This is a genomic window from Mycobacterium sp. RTGN6 (genome assembly GCF_033804605.1).
Lineage (GTDB): Bacteria > Actinomycetota > Actinomycetes > Mycobacteriales > Mycobacteriaceae > Mycobacterium.
This window is the reverse complement of record NZ_JAPZKZ010000008.1, coordinates 238,749-254,418: the sequence shown is the minus strand read 5'-3', so window position 1 is coordinate 254,418 and position 15,670 is coordinate 238,749. Positions and strand designations below refer to the sequence as shown.

Annotated in this window: 13 protein-coding genes; 4 read left to right on the top strand and 9 right to left on the bottom strand. The window is 67.8% G+C overall.

Translation table 11 applies throughout. The features are described from left to right. The first annotated feature begins 1 nt into the window (after window position 1). Entirely contained in the window at window positions 2–478 is a 477-nt protein-coding gene (locus SLQ33_RS20915; protein ID WP_319455784.1) for a hypothetical protein, read from the top strand. Window positions 479–481: 3 nt separating this feature from the next. Here SLQ33_RS20915 and SLQ33_RS20910 read toward each other — a convergent pair whose 3' ends face one another. Both SLQ33_RS20910 and SLQ33_RS20905 read right to left on the bottom strand, forming a co-directional pair. Next, a complete protein-coding gene (locus SLQ33_RS20910; RefSeq protein WP_319455783.1) occupies window positions 482–1,690 on the bottom strand; it encodes an alpha/beta hydrolase family protein in 1,209 nt (402 codons plus the stop codon). A gap of 25 nt (window positions 1,691–1,715) precedes the next feature. Continuing rightward, window positions 1,716–3,560: a glycosyltransferase family 39 protein gene (locus SLQ33_RS20905; protein ID WP_319455782.1), complete on the bottom strand. Its 1,845-nt coding sequence runs from the start codon at window positions 3,558–3,560 to the stop codon at window positions 1,716–1,718. Window positions 3,561–3,650: 90 nt separating this feature from the next. Between SLQ33_RS20905 and SLQ33_RS20900 the strand changes: the two genes are divergently transcribed. Next, complete coding sequence (locus SLQ33_RS20900; RefSeq protein ID WP_319455781.1) at window positions 3,651–4,418, top strand: trans-aconitate 2-methyltransferase; 768 nt, start codon at window positions 3,651–3,653, stop codon at window positions 4,416–4,418. Here the strand turns inward: SLQ33_RS20900 and cysC are convergent. The 4 genes from cysC to SLQ33_RS20880 all read right to left on the bottom strand — a co-directional run bounded on the left by cysC (window position 4,415) and on the right by SLQ33_RS20880 (window position 9,424). Next, window positions 4,415–6,271 carry an adenylyl-sulfate kinase gene (gene cysC / locus SLQ33_RS20895; protein ID WP_319455780.1) on the bottom strand — a complete coding sequence of 619 codons (1,857 nt, stop codon included), beginning with the start codon at window positions 6,269–6,271 and terminating at the stop codon, window positions 4,415–4,417. The genes SLQ33_RS20900 and cysC overlap by 4 nt on opposite strands. Then, window positions 6,271–7,194: a sulfate adenylyltransferase subunit CysD gene (gene cysD / locus SLQ33_RS20890; protein WP_319455779.1), complete on the bottom strand. Its 924-nt coding sequence runs from the start codon at window positions 7,192–7,194 to the stop codon at window positions 6,271–6,273. Before cysD ends, cysC begins: the two co-directional genes overlap by 1 nt. Further along, window positions 7,191–7,988, bottom strand: coding sequence for a trehalose 2-sulfotransferase (gene stf0 / locus SLQ33_RS20885; protein WP_319455778.1), 798 nt, complete (start codon window positions 7,986–7,988; stop codon window positions 7,191–7,193). Before stf0 ends, cysD begins: the two co-directional genes overlap by 4 nt. A gap of 65 nt (window positions 7,989–8,053) precedes the next feature. Then, window positions 8,054–9,424: a sulfatase gene (locus SLQ33_RS20880; RefSeq protein ID WP_319455777.1), complete on the bottom strand. Its 1,371-nt coding sequence runs from the start codon at window positions 9,422–9,424 to the stop codon at window positions 8,054–8,056. Between the two features lie 154 nt (window positions 9,425–9,578). On the opposite strand from SLQ33_RS20880, the gene SLQ33_RS20875 reads away from it, so the two are divergent. After that, entirely contained in the window at window positions 9,579–11,078 is a 1,500-nt protein-coding gene (locus tag SLQ33_RS20875) for an HNH endonuclease signature motif containing protein (RefSeq protein WP_319455776.1), read from the top strand. Between the two features lie 107 nt (window positions 11,079–11,185). Here the strand turns inward: SLQ33_RS20875 and SLQ33_RS20870 are convergent, their stop codons facing one another. Continuing rightward, window positions 11,186–11,671, bottom strand: a complete 486-nt coding sequence (locus SLQ33_RS20870) for a hypothetical protein (protein ID WP_319455775.1) — start codon at window positions 11,669–11,671, stop codon at window positions 11,186–11,188. Window positions 11,672–11,706: 35 nt separating this feature from the next. Further along, window positions 11,707–13,368 (bottom strand): hypothetical protein, encoded by a 1,662-nt coding sequence (locus tag SLQ33_RS20865; protein WP_319455774.1) that lies wholly within the window; start codon window positions 13,366–13,368, stop codon window positions 11,707–11,709. A 169-nt stretch (window positions 13,369–13,537) separates the two neighbouring features. Here SLQ33_RS20865 and SLQ33_RS20860 point away from each other — a divergent pair, with 169 nt between their 5' ends. Then, a complete protein-coding gene (locus SLQ33_RS20860) occupies window positions 13,538–14,203 on the top strand; it encodes a phosphatase PAP2 family protein (protein WP_413467673.1) in 666 nt (221 codons plus the stop codon). Here SLQ33_RS20860 and SLQ33_RS20855 read toward each other — a convergent pair. Further along, window positions 14,157–15,641 (bottom strand): bifunctional phosphatase PAP2/diacylglycerol kinase family protein, encoded by a 1,485-nt coding sequence (locus tag SLQ33_RS20855; RefSeq protein WP_319455773.1) that lies wholly within the window; start codon window positions 15,639–15,641, stop codon window positions 14,157–14,159. The two genes, SLQ33_RS20860 and SLQ33_RS20855, sit on opposite strands and share 47 nt — an antisense overlap. Window positions 15,642–15,670 lie beyond the last annotated feature (29 nt).

Genomic DNA, 15,670 nt, shown 5'->3' with positions numbered 1-15,670 from the left:
CATGGCAGGGGAGGTCGAGACGTCAGAGGTGCCCGAGCCGTCCCCTCGTCGGCGGCGCAGGTCGCTTCTGCTTCTGGCAGGGGCGACGGTCACCGGGGCCATCGTCGGGCTGGTCCTCGTGCTCCTGTGGCCCGAGCGGGTCGAGGCCGTGACCACGCCGGAGGTCCCGGCCACGCATCCCCCGGCCCCGCCCGTCACCACCAGTCAGTCGGTCGAATCGACGACGGCCGAGCCCGCGCCACCTCCAGCACCGGAACCGACGCCGAGCGTCGCCGTGGAGTCGCCGCCAGCCGCACCGCCCCAGGAGCCACCCCCGCCGAGTGAGCCCGCGCCACGGCCGGCGCCAAGTCCCACGTTGCGGACGCCGATCAGCGTGAGCCCCGAACCGCGGCCCGCCTTCCCCAACCAACCGGGAGGTGACGGGAAGCCGCCCGAGGGCGGACTCCTCCCGGGGCTTGGGCTACCCGGGCCGTTGTAGGTCCTAGGCGAACATGAAGTCGCGCATGAAACGGTTCATCCTGCGCAGGTAGTCGGGCTGGCTGACGTGCAGGATGTGGTTGCCGGGGAACCAGTGCAACGCGCAGCGGTCCCAGTGCTCCCACAATGCCTCGGCTTGCTCGGGTGGGGCCAGCCGGTCACCGAGGCCGGTGATGATCAGGCGCCGGTCCTTCGGCACCAGCGGCGCATAGTTTAGCGGCGAGTGGTACCGCGACGCGCCGGCCATCAGCTCGGCGTCGGTGCCAGTGACCCGATTGCCCAGCCTCACCAGGAGATTCGCGGGGAACCAATCGTCGAACGCCGACTCCGGGGTCACGACGGGCACGTTCGGAATGACGGCCTGGATGCGGTCGTCGACCGCGGCGATCAGCGCCGAAGTGTAGCCGCCGAGCGACATCCCGGTCAGCGCAATCCGGTCCACCCCGGTGTACTCGAGATAGTCGAGCACCGAGCGGAAGTCGTGCACGGCCTGCGCCATGGCCTCGGCGAAACCCGAGAAGCCGTCGGCGAAGTAGCCGTAACCGCTGAAGGGCGAATGCCTTTCGGCGCGCCGGCCGTGGAACGGCAGCGTGTACAGCAGGATGTCGTAGCCCGATCGATAGAACCAGGGCAGCGAGAAGAACAAGCCGTTGAACAGATACGCCGAGCCCATGAAACCGTGGATGAGGCACAACGTGGGGTGCGGACCGTCGTCGTGCATCCAGTGCTGCGCATGCACGACGTTGTTGCGCTCGTAGCCCCGACGGCGTTCGCGCACAGCGGGATTGATCGCCTCGAAGCTACTGGCGAACTTGATGTTCTGGACGCGGCCGTGGGCCATCCACTCCGCGACGGGGTTGGCCGGCCGCGACGAGACGCGGGGCGGGGCGCTTGGCGCGGGAAACGACACAGTCGGATCCTTGGCCGCGGCCAACTCGGCGTAGAACCGCAACCCATCGTGCTCGGCGCGCGAGTCCGACGGGCGCAGCACCGCACCGGCCACCCGCGGCAGCATCGCCGCACCGACGAGCGAGGCGATCGCGGTGCGCAGCCCCAGATCGGCGACGGCGGAGGCGTCGACGACGAGCTTCTGCTCCCACGTCAGATCTGCGCGCCGTGGCAGCCCGCCCGCGGTGGCGTCGGCGCCCGCGACGTCGGGAACGGGAATGGGGGGATCGACCGGGGTACTCGTGTTCGACTTCGAACTGGCCACGGCCCGATGGTATCCCGCGCGCGGCCTAACTCAGCCGATATACAAGCGAATCGCCAACGGTTTGCGGGCGATAGTTCGCGGCCACCCAGTCGGCGATCTCGCGGGTGTGGGACTCGGTGTGGCTCTCCGCGTGGATGACCCTGCCGTAGCGCGCGCCCGCTCCTGCTTCGACGTAGTAGGCGATCTTGCGTGCATGCACGTCGTCGATGAACTGCGCGAGCGTGGGGACGGGGTCTCCACTCCAGCCGCCGATCGCCATCACAGAAGTGCCCGAGGCGAGTTCGAGTACCGCCGCCGACTGCGATCCGTTGGTCGCCGCCGACCACGGGGTGTTGGCGGACGCGAGCAGGACTGCCAGGTCGCGGTTCGTGGCCTCGTCACCGGTCCAGCCCGCACCGGCGAGGGCAGTCACCACCTCTTCGAGCTTTGCGGTCTGTTCGGACGTCCGGTGCACGGAGCCAACCGCGTTGGGCACGGTGCCGTGGTGAGGCGTCATGGCAGTGGCGATCGAGTATCCCGCCGTGCCTGCGCACGCCGCCACGATGCCAACGACAATCCCGATTCGCGCCCAGCTGCGCCGCCCTTGAACCGTCAGCGCCGCGGCGACCAGCGCCGAACCCGCCACCGCCCACGGCAGCAGGGCCGGTCCAAAGTGGTTGCGGGTGAGCATGATCGACGACCATCCGCCACCCAGTACCAGCATGAGCACCAGCGCCATCCGGCCGTCCCAATCGGGTAGCACCCGCCACGCCCAGGCTCCGCCCAACCCGACCAGCGCTCCGATCGCCGGAGCGAGGGCGACGGTGTAGTACGGGTGCACCGTACCGTTCATGAAACTGAACACCAGCCCGGTGATGAGCAACCAGCCGCCCCACGTCAGCAGCGCGGCCACCTCGTCACGAACCAGCTTGCGGCGCAACGCCAGATACGCACCGAATGCGACGACGAACACGGCGACCGGAAGCAGCCAAGATATTTCGCTGCCGAACTCGCCGGTGAACAGGCGATGTACGCCGACGGCCGCGTTCGGCATTCTGGCCGCCGGGCCGCCCCAGTCTGAGGCGCCTTCGGACGGCGTGCCGAGGATCCGGTTCATCCCGTTGTAGCCAAACGCCAGATCCAGCACGCTATTGTCGGTCGAACCGCCGATGTACGGGCGGGAGCTCGCCGGTATCGACTGTACGATCAGCACCCACCAACCCGCTGCGGCGATGAGCGTGAGCGCCCCTACGGTCAAGTGCAGCAGTCGCTTTCGCCACGCGATCGGTGCTGCCAGCAGGTACGCTGCGGCGAATCCCGGGAGCACGACCGCGGCCTGCAGCATCTTGGTCAGGAATGCCGTGCCCATCACCGCGCCGACGACGGCAAGCCAGCGCCATGACCCCGACTGCACGGCCCGAGTGACGCAGTACGCGGCGATCGTCAACAGCAACACCAGAAGGGCGTCGGGGTTGTTGAACCGGAACATCAGCGCCGCGGCGGGCGTGCAGGCCAGGATCGCACCGGCGAGCAGCCCCGCCACCTGACCCTGCTGTGCGTCCGACACGGTGCGCCGCATCGTCGCGTAGAGCACTGCCACGGCCGCGACGCCCATGAGGGCCTGGGGCACCAGCACCGACCAGCTGCTCAACCCGAACAGCCGCACCGAGAGTCCGGTCACCCACAGCGCGCCTGGCGGCTTGTCGACCGTGATGAAGTTCTGCGCGTCGAGCGATCCGAAGAACCACGCCGACCAGCTCTGCGCGCCGGCTTGCGCGGCCGCTGCGTAGAAGGCGTTCCCGTAGCCGCAGGCGGACAGGTTCCACAGATACAGCACGGACGTGGCAGCGAGCAGGGCAGCCAGCATCCACCGTGGCCACCGGGCAGTCACGTCGCCACACTGCCTGGTGACCCTGACCGTCGGCATCGGCGCGGCTGGTAATCGACTGTGGGTCACAGCGGCATCGGACATGATGGCCCCATGTGGAACCCCGACGTCTACCTCGCCTTCGCCGATCACCGCGGACGGCCGTTCTTCGATCTGACCGCCCGGGTCGCGGCCGAGTCGCCTCGACGCGTCGTCGACCTGGGCTGCGGCCCCGGCAATCTCACCGTCACGCTTGCGCAGCGGTGGCCCGACGCGGTCATCGAGGCGGTCGACAGCTCGCCGGAGATGGTGGCGGCCGCCCGTGAGCGCGGGCTGGATGCGGTGGTCGGCGGCATCGACGAGTGGTCACCCAAGTCGGACACCGACGTCGTCATCAGCAACGCTGCGCTCCAGTGGGTGCCCGACCACGTCGAGCTGATGGTCCGCTGGGCGGGCGCGCTGCCCGCGGGGGCGTGGATCGCCATGCAGGTGCCAGGCAACTTCGACGCACCGTCGCACGAGGCGGTGCGCGAGGTCGCCCGCAGTGCCCCGTTCGCAGAAGCGTTGCGGGACATGCCATGGCGAGAGGCCGACGTCGTCGAAGTACCCGAGCGCTACGCCGACGTGCTCACAGACGCGGGCTGCGCCGTCGACGCATGGGAGACCACTTACGTCCACCAACTGACCGGTGAGACCCCGGTGCTGGACTGGATCACGGGCACCGCGCTGACTCAGGTCAAGAGCCGGTTGACTGAGGAAGCGTGGCAGCAGTACCGCCAGGCCATCATTCCGCTTCTGGCCCAGGCCTATCCGGTCCGCGCGGATGGCACGACGTTCTTCCCGTTCCGGCGCATCTTCGTGGTCGCCCGGGTGGGCGGCTAGCGCGTCTTGTCGAGCAACTCGATCACCTGGGCGACGAGCGCGTCGATGTCGGCACCGGCGGTGTCGAGCACCAGATCCGCGTCCTCCGGCGGCTCGTACGGTGCGTCGACCCCGGTCATGCCCTTGAGCTCGCCCGAACGCGCCCGCGCGTAAAGCCCCTTGGGATCGCGCTTCTCACACTCCGCAAGCGATGTCGCCACGTACACCTCGATGAAGGTCAGCTTCGCCGCTTCGTTGAGCGCGCGCGCGATCTGGCGATCGGACTTCAGTGGGGAGACCAGCGATGCGAGTGCAATCACCCCGGCGTCGGCGAGCAGGCGCGTGAGATGCCCTACCCGCCTGATGTTCTCGGCGCGGTCACCGGCGGAGAAGCCGAGGTCGTCGGAAAGCCCGTGACGTAGGTTGTCGCCGTCGAGCAGGTAGGCGACGTGCCCCGACTCGACCAGCGCGCGTTCGACGGCGACGGCGACGGTGGACTTGCCGGATGCGGGCAGGCCGGTGAACCAGATGGTCGCGCCGCGTTGGCCGGTCTTGCCCCAGCGATAGTCGCGATCCAGCGACGAAGGGTGCCAACGGATGTCGTTGCGGGTCTGCTCACCCGGCTTGACTTCGCGCGCCTCGGTGATGGTGCCCGCGCCGACGGTGTCGTTGGAGGTCTCGTCGATCAGGATGAACGACCCGTTGTCGCGGACGTCGGAATAGGGATCGGCGACGACGACCGAACTGGTGCGAAGTGTCACCGCGCCGATGTCGTTGAGCACCAACTCGACTGGGCCGTCCAAATCGTCGAGCGTCTCGGGGTCCAGCCTGCTGTGCAGCGCCTGAACGGTGGCCCGCACGGTCCTTGCGCCCTGCTTGAGCGCCAGCCGGTCGCCTGCGCGCAGCGGCGTCTCGGTGAACCAGCACACCGTCGCGTCGAGCTCACGTGCCAGCACGGGCAGCGTCGCGTCGTCGGCGCCGCTGACGAACACGTCGCCACGGCCGACGTCGATGTCGTCGGCGAGTTCGAGGGACACCGACAGCGGAGCGACGGCGACACCCCTGGCGTCGTCGAGGGTGTCCAGGGCGGTGACCGTCGACGCCGAACCCGACGGTAGGGACACGATCGGATCGCCGACGCGCAGGGTGCCTGCCGCAAGGCGGCCGGTGTACCTTCTGCGTTCGTCGGCAGTCGGTCGCGACACCCACTGCACCGGTAGGCGGAGCTTGGCAGTCTCGGGTTGGGGAGCCGAAAGCTCGATTCCCTCAAGGTATTCCAGCAAGGTCGGGCCGTCGTACCACGGCGTCTGGGTGGAGCGGGCCACGACGTTGTCGCCGAGCTTGGCCGCGATCGGGATCACCGTCAGGTCGGCTGCACCCAGCCGTGCCGCCAACTGGTGGAGGTCGGCTTCCACCTCGGCGAACCGGGCCTGATCGAAGTCGATGAGGTCGATCTTGTTCACGGTGGCGACGAAGTGTTGGATGCCAAGCAGTTTCGCGATGCGGGCATGCCTGCGGGTCTGTCGGAGCACTCCGGCGCGCGCGTCGACCAGGAGGATCGCCGCGTGCGCGTTGGAGGCGCCGGTGAACATGTTGCGGGTGTAGCGCTCGTGGCCCGGAGTGTCGGCCAGGATGTAGCTGCGCGCCTCGGTGGAGAAGAAGCGGTACGCCACGTCGATGGTGATGCCCTGTTCGCGCTCCGCCCGCAGCCCGTCGGACAGCGCGGCCAGGTCGGCGATGCCGTCGGTATCGGTGACCGCCTCGAGGTGGTCCAGCGGCAGACTGTCCGTGTCGTGCATCAGGCGGCCGATCAGCGTGCTCTTGCCGTCGTCGACGGAGCCCGCCGTGGTGATGCGCAGCAATTGGCGGGTCATCAGAAGTACCCCTCACGCTTGCGGTCTTCCATGGCGGCCACGGAAGTCCGGTCGTCGGCGCGGGTCTCGCCACGCTCGGACACCGTCGCCGCGGAGATCTCGGCGATGACGCCGCTGATGTCCGTCGCACGCGACCGCACCGCGCCGGTGATGGTGAGGTCACCCACGGTTCGGTACCGCACCCACTCGACGGCCGACGTCTCGCTTCCCTGCGGCTGCACGTACTCGGAGACGGCGAGCAGAATGCCGTCGCGTTCGACGACCTCGCGTTCGTGCGCGAAGTAGATCGGAGGCAGTTCGAGGCCCTCGAGTTCGATGTAGCGCCAGACGTCGAGCTCGGTCCAGTTGCTCAGCGGGAACACGCGGACCTGCTCGCCCTTGCGGATTCGGCCGTTGTACAGCGACCACGGCTCGGGCCTTTGAGCGCGCGGGTCCCATTGGCCGAACTCGTCGCGGAAGCTCAGGATGCGCTCCTTCGCGCGGGCGCGCTCCTCGTCACGGCGAGCGCCACCGAACGCAGCGTCGAACCCGCCTGCCTCGAGCGCGTCGAGCAGCGTGCGGGTCTGCTGACGGTTGCGTGACGCGCCTTCGCCCGGGTCTGCGACCCGGCCGCTGTCGATGGTCTCTTGAACCGAGCCGACGATCAGCCGGTGACCGTGCTCGGCGAGCCGGCGGTCGCGGAACTCGATGACTTCCGGGAAGTTGTGGCCGGTGTCGACGTGCAGCACCGGGAACGGCAGCGGCGATGGCCGGAATGCCTTCTCCGCCAACCGCAGTAGCACGATGGAGTCCTTGCCCGCGGAGAACAGCAGCACGGGCCGCGGTAGCTCCGCGACCACCTCACGGATGATGTGGACCGCCTCGGCTTCGAGGAGACGAAGCTCGTCGACGTGGGTGTCGTCGAACGTGACCGTGGTCGTCATATGGGCAGCCCCTCTCGTTCGGCGTCCTCCCGATAGCGATCCACCCAGTCGTCGGAGCGCTGGTCGGCCTGACGTTCGAGCACAGGCGGAGGTGCCAGTCTGGGGTCCATCCCGAGCGCCTCCAGAACGGTCCCGACGATCTGGGTGAGGTTGCGCCACAACACCGGATAGGCCACGTCGATGGGGTCGATGCCCTCCTCCGCGAACCAGTCGCGCCAGCCCTCCTCCTGCGCACGCAGCATCGTGACCACGTGGGCGATGGCTCCGGCGTGGTATTCGGCACGGGCGTCGCGCACCGGGTCGGGGCGGCCCCGCCAGACGCGCGTCTGGACGGCTCGCCAGAACGACACCGCCTGTGAGACGACGTCCGGTCGGTAGACGTGCACGAGCACCGGATCACTGCCGACGACGTCGCGGATCGCGGCCAGCAATCCGTCGCCTGAACGATTGGGCAGCCCTTTGGCACGGTCGAGCAGCAGCGAAGTCTGGTTCCACATCAGCTTCCCGCCCCACACGCCGTTCGGGGTGCGGCCGACGGTGCGGATGTAGTCGCGCCAGATCTCCGCGGGAGCGATGTCCGGCTTGCCCTCGTCGAGCGGGTCCAACAGCTGCAGAATCGATTTGTCCTCAACGCTTTTGAACCACTGCCGAGGCTGCGGCGACTGGCTGGTGGTGGGCAGGTATTGAAAGAACTCCTGAGGCTCGCCCGCGACGCCGGTGGCACGCAGCGACTCGACGAGCAGGGTGCTGCCACTGCGCTGGGAAGCGAGCACGAGATAGGCGGTCGGGGCCATGCGCTGCAGCGTAGCGGGTGCCGAAACCCCTTGCACTGCCGATATTCTGCTCACCACGAGCCAAACTATTGCTGGATTTCGTCGTGCACTCCGCGGTCGGAGGCGATGGCCGACCGGCTGGGTAGTGGGAGGCCAAGGATGCGCAGGTAGGTCTCCGTATAGCGCTCGGCGATTCTGGTTCCCGCGAAGTCGGACGGGATGACGTCATTGGTCTTCTGGCGCCAGGCGTCGAGCAGAAGCGCGAGGTCGCCCGCGATAGCCTCGGCCTTGTCGCTCGGTTCCCCGTCGAGCAGGTTGTCGCGCTCCGTGGGGTCGGCGACCAGGTCGTACAGTTCGCGGGCCGGACGAGGTCCGCGCGTCAGCGGTTCGACCGCATGGCCGGGAGCGCTGTCCGCGATGTCCCACGGCAGGTCGAGCACGGGCCGCGCGGCGTAGTTCTCGATGTAGCTGTATTCCTTCGTGCGAATGGCACGTATCGGATCGAACGAGTCATGATAGGTCTTGGTGGTGTAGACCTCGGTGCGTGCCGTTTCGGCTCGGCTTGCTTGGCGCAGTTGATCGGCGTGCGAAATCCCTTGCACCGCTTCGGGAACGTCGACACCAAGCAGGCCTAGCAGGGTGGGGAGCAGGTCGACCCCGCTGAACAGCTCGTCGTAGACGATGGGGGCGCGGTCGTTCGCCTTCGGGGGACGGACGATGAACGCGATCCCCGTACCCGCGTCGTACAGCGTGGACTTGGCTCTCGGGAGGGCCGGTCCGTGGTCGGTCATGAACACCACCCAGGTGGTGCGGTCGAGTCCGGTCGACTCGAGGGTGTCCAACAGTTGCCCGACGGCCGCGTCGGCGACCGCGATGGATCCGTAGAAGTCGGCCAGATCCTGGCGCACGTCGTCGGTGTCGGGGAGGTAGTCGGGCACCGTGACGCCGTCGGGCTCGGCGGGCTCGTACCGATCGTGCGGATACGGGCGGTGCGTCTCGAAGAAGCCCGCGGTGAGCAGGAACGGCTCAGTCGGTGCGTCGGCGAGCCAGGCCGTGGCGCGCTCGACGACGTACTCGCAGTAGGAGTTGCTCACGTCGTATTCGTCGAAGCCGAGTCGCACCGGATAGGACGTTTCGTGCTGCATGCCGAATAGCGCAGTATGCCAACCAGATTCAGAGAGCAGGCTGGGCAGCGTCCGGACGCCTGCGCGGTACTCCCAGCCGTGGTGCGCCAGGCCGATCAGCCCGTTGTCGTGCGGGTAGCGGCCCGTGAACAGCGACCCGCGCGACGGCGAACACAGCGGGGCAGTCGCGTGGGCGCGGGTGAACAAGATGCCCTCTCCTGCCAGCTGGTCCAGTCGGGGGCTCACCACGTCGGCGTGGCCGTAGACGCCGAGATACCGGCCGAGGTCGTGCCAATGGATGATCAGCACGTTGTCGCGCTGTGGTTCGGTCACGTGGCGTCTCTCATCGTCGTACACCGAACCCGGCCCGTCGACGGTCGGCAACCCTTTCGCTCATCGAAAGCAACTTATCCACAGTCTGGGTTTCATCCACAACTTGGGCTTCGGTGGTGGTGGCGAGTCGTGTCTGACGGGCAGAATCGAACGCATGTTCGAGGAGTCCGACGATGCCGCGCTGGTCACCGCCATTGGTGACGAAGCCCGCGCGGAGGCCGCTGCGGCGGCGCGGCGGCTGGCCGCGATCGCCGAACTCACCGACCGGCGCTGCAACTCCGAACTCGGCGAACAGCGCCAGTACTGGGCCTGCGACGCGTTCGACAGCGTCGCCGCCGAGGTCGCCGCCGCGCTGAGCATCGGCCACCGCGCCGCCACCGGACTGCTGCGCCAAGCGCTCGCGTTGCGCCACCGGCTGCCGAAGGTGGCCGTCCTGTTGGCCGAGGGGGTCATCACCGCGCGCATCGCGGCCACGCTGACCTGGCGTACCCGGTTGGTCGACGATCCGGAGGTGGCGGCGCGCGTCGATGCCGACCTAGCAGCTGCGGCGAACCGGTTCGGGCCGATGTCGGAGGCCAAACTCGAGGCCGCCGTCGACACGTTGATCCAACGGCACGACCCCGCCGCCGTACTGCAGTACCAGGCGGCGGCCCGCGGCCGCGACGTCGGTGTGGGCGATCCCGACGACGTCACCGGCACCCGATCACTGTGGGGCCGGTTGCTGATCACCGACTCCGAACTGCTTGAGCGACGCCTGGAGGCGATGGTGCGCGCGGTGTGCCCCGCCGATCCCCGCACCGTGGGCGAACGCCGCTCCGATGCGTTCGGGGTGATCACCGCCGGCGGTGACCAGCTGCCGTGCCGCTGCGGCAAGGCCGACTGCCCGGCCGCCGGGTCCGACGCCCGCGCATCGGCGATCACCATCACCGTGCTCACCGACCAGCACCCCGACCCGGGTAGCAGTGCCCGGCCCGACCCAGACCCCGACCCGATCGACCCCGGACCCAGCGACCCCGAGCCGTCCGGCGAGCCATCCGCCACCACCGGTGCGTCGATCGGCATCATCGCCGGCGGCGGGGTGGTGCCCACTCCGCTGCTGGCCGAACTCGTCACCATGGGCGCGGTCGTGACCACCGCACCCAACCCCGCCGACTGCGGCGCCGAACCGGGCTACCGGCCCTCGCGACGACTGCAACGCCTGGTCCGCAGCCGCGACCTAACCTGCCGGTTCCGCGGCTGCAATCGTCCCGCCGAGTACTGCGACCTCGACCACACCATCGCCTACGCATCCAGCCGGCTGACCCACCCCGGCAACCTGAAATGTCTGTGCCGAAAACACCACCTGCTCAAGACCTTCTGGGTCGGGGCAGGCGGCTGGGCCGATCGCCAACTCCCCGACGGCACCATCGAGTGGACCAGCCCCACCGGCCACCAATACCGCGTCCCGCCGGGTAGCCGCATCCACTTCCCGCACTGGGACACCACCACCCCCACCCCACCAGGTTCACCGGCCGGACCGACCACGCCCGCACCAGAGCGCGGCCTCGCGATGCCCATCCGCAAGTACACCCGCCGCCAACAACAAGCCCGCGCCATCGCTGCCGAACGCAAACGCAACCAGGCCCACCTCGACGCCAACCCACCACCGTTCTAGCTGCGGTACAGCACAATTCGGCCATGAATCAGGCATTCGTATGTCCTGATGGCAATGATGGCGGCTGGAAGATCCATGTCTCCCATGCCTTTACGCAGGAGTAGCGCTCAGCCGCGGAAGGGCACGCCGACCGCGGAGTAGACGAACTTGGCCGGCACGTCGAACCCGAACGACCGCTGCGGGAGTCGCATCAGCACGTCGTCGGTCAGCGGATCCTTGAAGTGAAGCGACAGGGTCCCGGAGAAGCTGGGGTCGACGACCGAGAGGTCGGGTAGGTCGAGCGTCAGCCCGGACTCGTCGAGTGTCGCCTGCACCATCGTGCCCGCCGATGCATTCCACTGATGGTCGACCGCCCGGCCAGCCTTCTTCGGCACGACCGACAACGTGCCCAAGACCCGTTGGTTGGTCAGCACCAGCGCCCCCACGTAGCTGCGGATGTTGCCGTGTGCCGTCTTGCCAGGCACCTTGCCGGAGAACCGGAACGTCACCGCCACGAACTCCGCGAGGTGGATGATCCCCTCGGCTTCGGCGGCGGACCGCATATCGTCGGGCAGTTTTCCGATGCCAAGCGCCTTGCGCAGAAAGACGGCCATAGCCACGCAGAATAGTGGCTATGGCCGTCCTTCGGTCAGGATTGTGCTGGCAGAACGTGCTCGCCGGTCTTGTCGGTCGACAGGCACAACGAGCAGATGAATCCTTCGTGAACCGCGGACTTGATCATGTCCGGCCGTTCGTACTCGTGGTGGCAGACATGGCATCTGATGTGATCGTCCGCCGGGTTGCCGAACTCGTCGAACATCGGAAGGTCGATGCCGTCGTCGGTGCGGCGCAGGTAGTACTTGCCCTTCGTCGCGACCGCGATGATCGGCGGTAGCACTAGGGCCAGCCCGATGGCGACCAGCGGCGAGTACGGGGTGATCGCCGAACCGAGGCCACCGAAGAAGGCGATCACGGACACGCCAGCCGCGATCAGCATCGAGCCGAAGCCCACCGGGTTGAACGCGTACAGCATGCCGCGGCGGAACTCCGGCACCTTCGGCGACAGCTTCAGCAGGTACTTGTTGAACACGATGTCGGAGGCCACCACGACGACCCACGCCATGCCGCAGTTGGCGTAGAAGCCGAGGATCGTGTTGAGGAAGTCGAACATGTTGGCTTCCATCAGGATCAACGCGATCAGCAGGTTGACGCCGAGGAACACCAACCGACCCGGGTAGGTCTTGGTGACTCGGGTGAACGAGTTGGTCCACGCCAGCGAGCCCGAGTAGGCATTGGTGACGTTGATCTTGATCTGGCTGATGACCACCAGCACGACGGCCAGCGTCATGGCCAACCAGCCCGGAAGGAAGTTCTGGTAGATCTCCAGGAACTGGTGCACGGGCTGATTCGCGATACCGAGGTTGTCGGCGGTCAGGCCGATCAGGTACACGGCCAGGAACAGGCCGACGATCTGCTTGATCGCGCCGAAGATCACCCAGCCGGGGCCGGCCAGGAACATCCAGGTCCACCAGCTGCGCTTGTTCTCCGGGGTCTTCGGCGGCATGAAGCGCAGGTAGTCGTTCTGCTCGGCGATCTGGGCGATCAGTGAGAGACACACGCCGGCGGCCAGCAGCGTCGAACCCATGTCGAACCCGTCGATGCCGTCCTTGCCCTGATAGGCGAAGAACTGGCCGACCGACTCGGGGTGGCTGACGACGAGGTATACGAACGGCGCGACCATCAGGACCAGCCATAGCGGCGTGGTCCACACCTGCAGGGTGGAGAGCACCTTCATGCCGTAGATGACCAGCGGGAAGATGACCAACGTCGATGCGGCGTACCCAAGCCAGAGCGGTATGCCGAGGCCAAGTTGCAGACCCTGGGCCATGATCGAGCCCTCGAGGGCGAAGAAGATGAAGGTGAACGTCGCGAAGATGACGTTCGTGACGACCGAGCCGTAGTAGCCGAAGCCGCTGCCGCGGGTGACCAGGTCGAGGTCGATGTTGTACCGCGCCGAGTAGTAGGCCACGGGAAAACCGGTCAGCATGACGACGACCGCGAAGATCAGGATGCCCCACAGCGCGTTGGTCGTGCCGTAGGCGATGCCGATGTTGGCGCCGATGGCGAAGTCGGCCAGGTAGGCGATGCCGCCCAGTGCCGAGATCCCGACGACCCGCGTCGACCACTTGCGATAGCTGCGCGGAGCAAAGCGCAGCGTGTAGTCCTCCAAGGTCTCCTTGGTGGCGGTCATGGTGTCGAGGGCGGCTTCGTCCTCCGGAGCCTCTGGCTCCTTGTTGAGCTCTTGCGTCATGGTTAGCAAAGCTAAAACGGGGTTGTTTCGGCGTTGTGACGAACGTGTTCCCACGGAGCGCTAAAACGCCCGTGTTGCCGCCAAGAGTCGGGGTTGTGGCGGCAGCACGAGCGCTTGCTGGAACATCGGTACTCCTGTGCAAGGTGTTACAGGTGGTACAGATTTATACGTGACGTCGACGAAGTCGTGGCGGATGGTCACGGTGGTCGCGGCCGTGACGCTCTACGTCGCGGCGTGGATTGGCTGGTCAGCGCAGTGGGGCTGGCTGATAGCCGTCGATTACGCCGCCCTGGACGTCACGCATCGATTCGGGCTGGCCCACCCCGGTTGGGTCACCTTCTGGAATGCGTTGTGCACCGTCTTCTCGCCGGTGACGTTCCGCGTGCTTGTGCTCGGCCTCATCGTGTGGGCGTTGATGCGGCGCCAGCGTCGGGTCGCGCTGTTCCTGTTCGTCAGCGTCGAGCTCACCGGCGCGCTCACCGAACTCGCGAAATTCGCAGCGGATCGGCCGCGGCCCGCCACCGCGTTGGTCTCCGCGTCGTCGACGTCGTTCCCGTCGGGCCACGCCGTCGGCACGATGGCCGCCGTGCTCGCCCTGCTCGCCGTCGCGCTGCCAGCCGTCGGGCGCTCGTACCGGACGACGCTGATCGGTGCGGGCGTGCTCATCGTCGTCGCGGTCGGAGTCGGACGCGTCGTGCTCAACGTCCACCATCCCTCCGACATCGTCGCGGGCTGGGCGTTGGGCTACCTCTGGTTCGTACTGTGCGTGGCGCTGCTGCCGCCACGGTTCACGGCAGCGGACGAAACACCGGCAGCCCGCGATAGTTCACCTTGAAGCTGGCTTCGTCCAACCTCAGCTCGACCTCGCCGTCATGGGCGAGCGGGGTGGGCCCGTCGACCGCGTGGAAGCGGAATTCGGGCACCCGCATCTCGTGATAGAGCGGGCTGCGCACCAGTCGGCCCAGCGCGAGCGACGTCACGATGCGCAACGTGGACAGCCGACGTCCCGTCTCGAGGATGCGTACGTCGATCAGCCCGTCGTCCATGCGGCCGCGCCGGGACGGCGCGAATCCGGACGGCAGGTAGACGGAATTGCCCAAGAAGAACAGCGACGTCTGAAGTTCCTTGTTGTCGTAGGCGATTCGCACGGGCGCCTCGCGACGCAGGGTGTGGAAGATGGCGTACGCGCCCGCAAGGGGCTTTCCGATCTTGTGTTCGAGCTTCTCCCGCGTCCGGACGAACGCCGGGTACGCGCCGATGCTCGCCGTGTTGAGCACCGTGCCCGTGTCGTTGAGCCGCACGACGTCGACACAGCCGATGCTGCCCTCCCGGATCGCGGCGACCGTCTTCGCGACGGTGTCACAGCCGATGTCCTTGGCGAAGTGGTTGAACGTGCCGGCGGGGAACACCGCGAACGGGACGCCGGCCTCGAGTGCGATGCCTGCGGCGCACGACACCGTTCCATCGCCGCCGCCCACCGCGAGTACCTCGGCGCGCCCGGCGGCGTCGCGCAAGACGACCTCGATGTCGTCGTCACCGTCGAGCTCGACGAGCTCTGCCCTCGGCAGCTCCCGCTGGACCTCGTCGATCACCCGGGCGCCCGTCCCACTACCCGATGCGGGGTTGATGACCAGCACGACTCCGGCGCCGTCCGGCCGCCGCGGCGTCTCCACGCGAAGGGGATCGGCGGTGGGCAGCCGCGTCTCGACGATCGGGGGAACTACCCGGCCTCCGAGGACGGCGACCGCGGCGCCAAGTCCGAACCCCGCCAGGACGTCTCCCGGGTAGTGCGCGCCCGTGGCCACCCGCGACATCCCGACGAGGCCGGCCAGCAACGCCAGTCCGAGGCCGATCGGCGGACTCTCCAGTCCGACGCCGACGGCAAACGCGGCCGCGCTTGCCGAGTGCCCCGACGGCAGCGAGTTCGACGTGGGCATCCTTCGTGACCGCCTGATGTGCGGCACCGTCGTGACGTTGGGCCGTGGGCGTTTCCAGACCCGCTTCGCTACCTGGTTGGTGAGCAGGCTGGTCACCGCAAGCGTGGCGACGCCGCGGGCCGCACCACGCTTGGCCGACGTACTGCCGGCGACGCCAATCACCGCCGCGAGGACGAACCACAGCTTGGAGTGATCGGCCGCGGAGGAAAGGCGAGGCATCATGGCGTCCAGCAGGGGGCTGGGCGACTCCGCGACGGCTTCGAAGAGCTCGCGGTCCAGCGTGCCGAGGCCCTCCCCGATCTGCTGAATGCCTCGCCGTCGCCGCAGGAGATCCATGGTTTCCAACCTAGCCGGAGCTACGATGA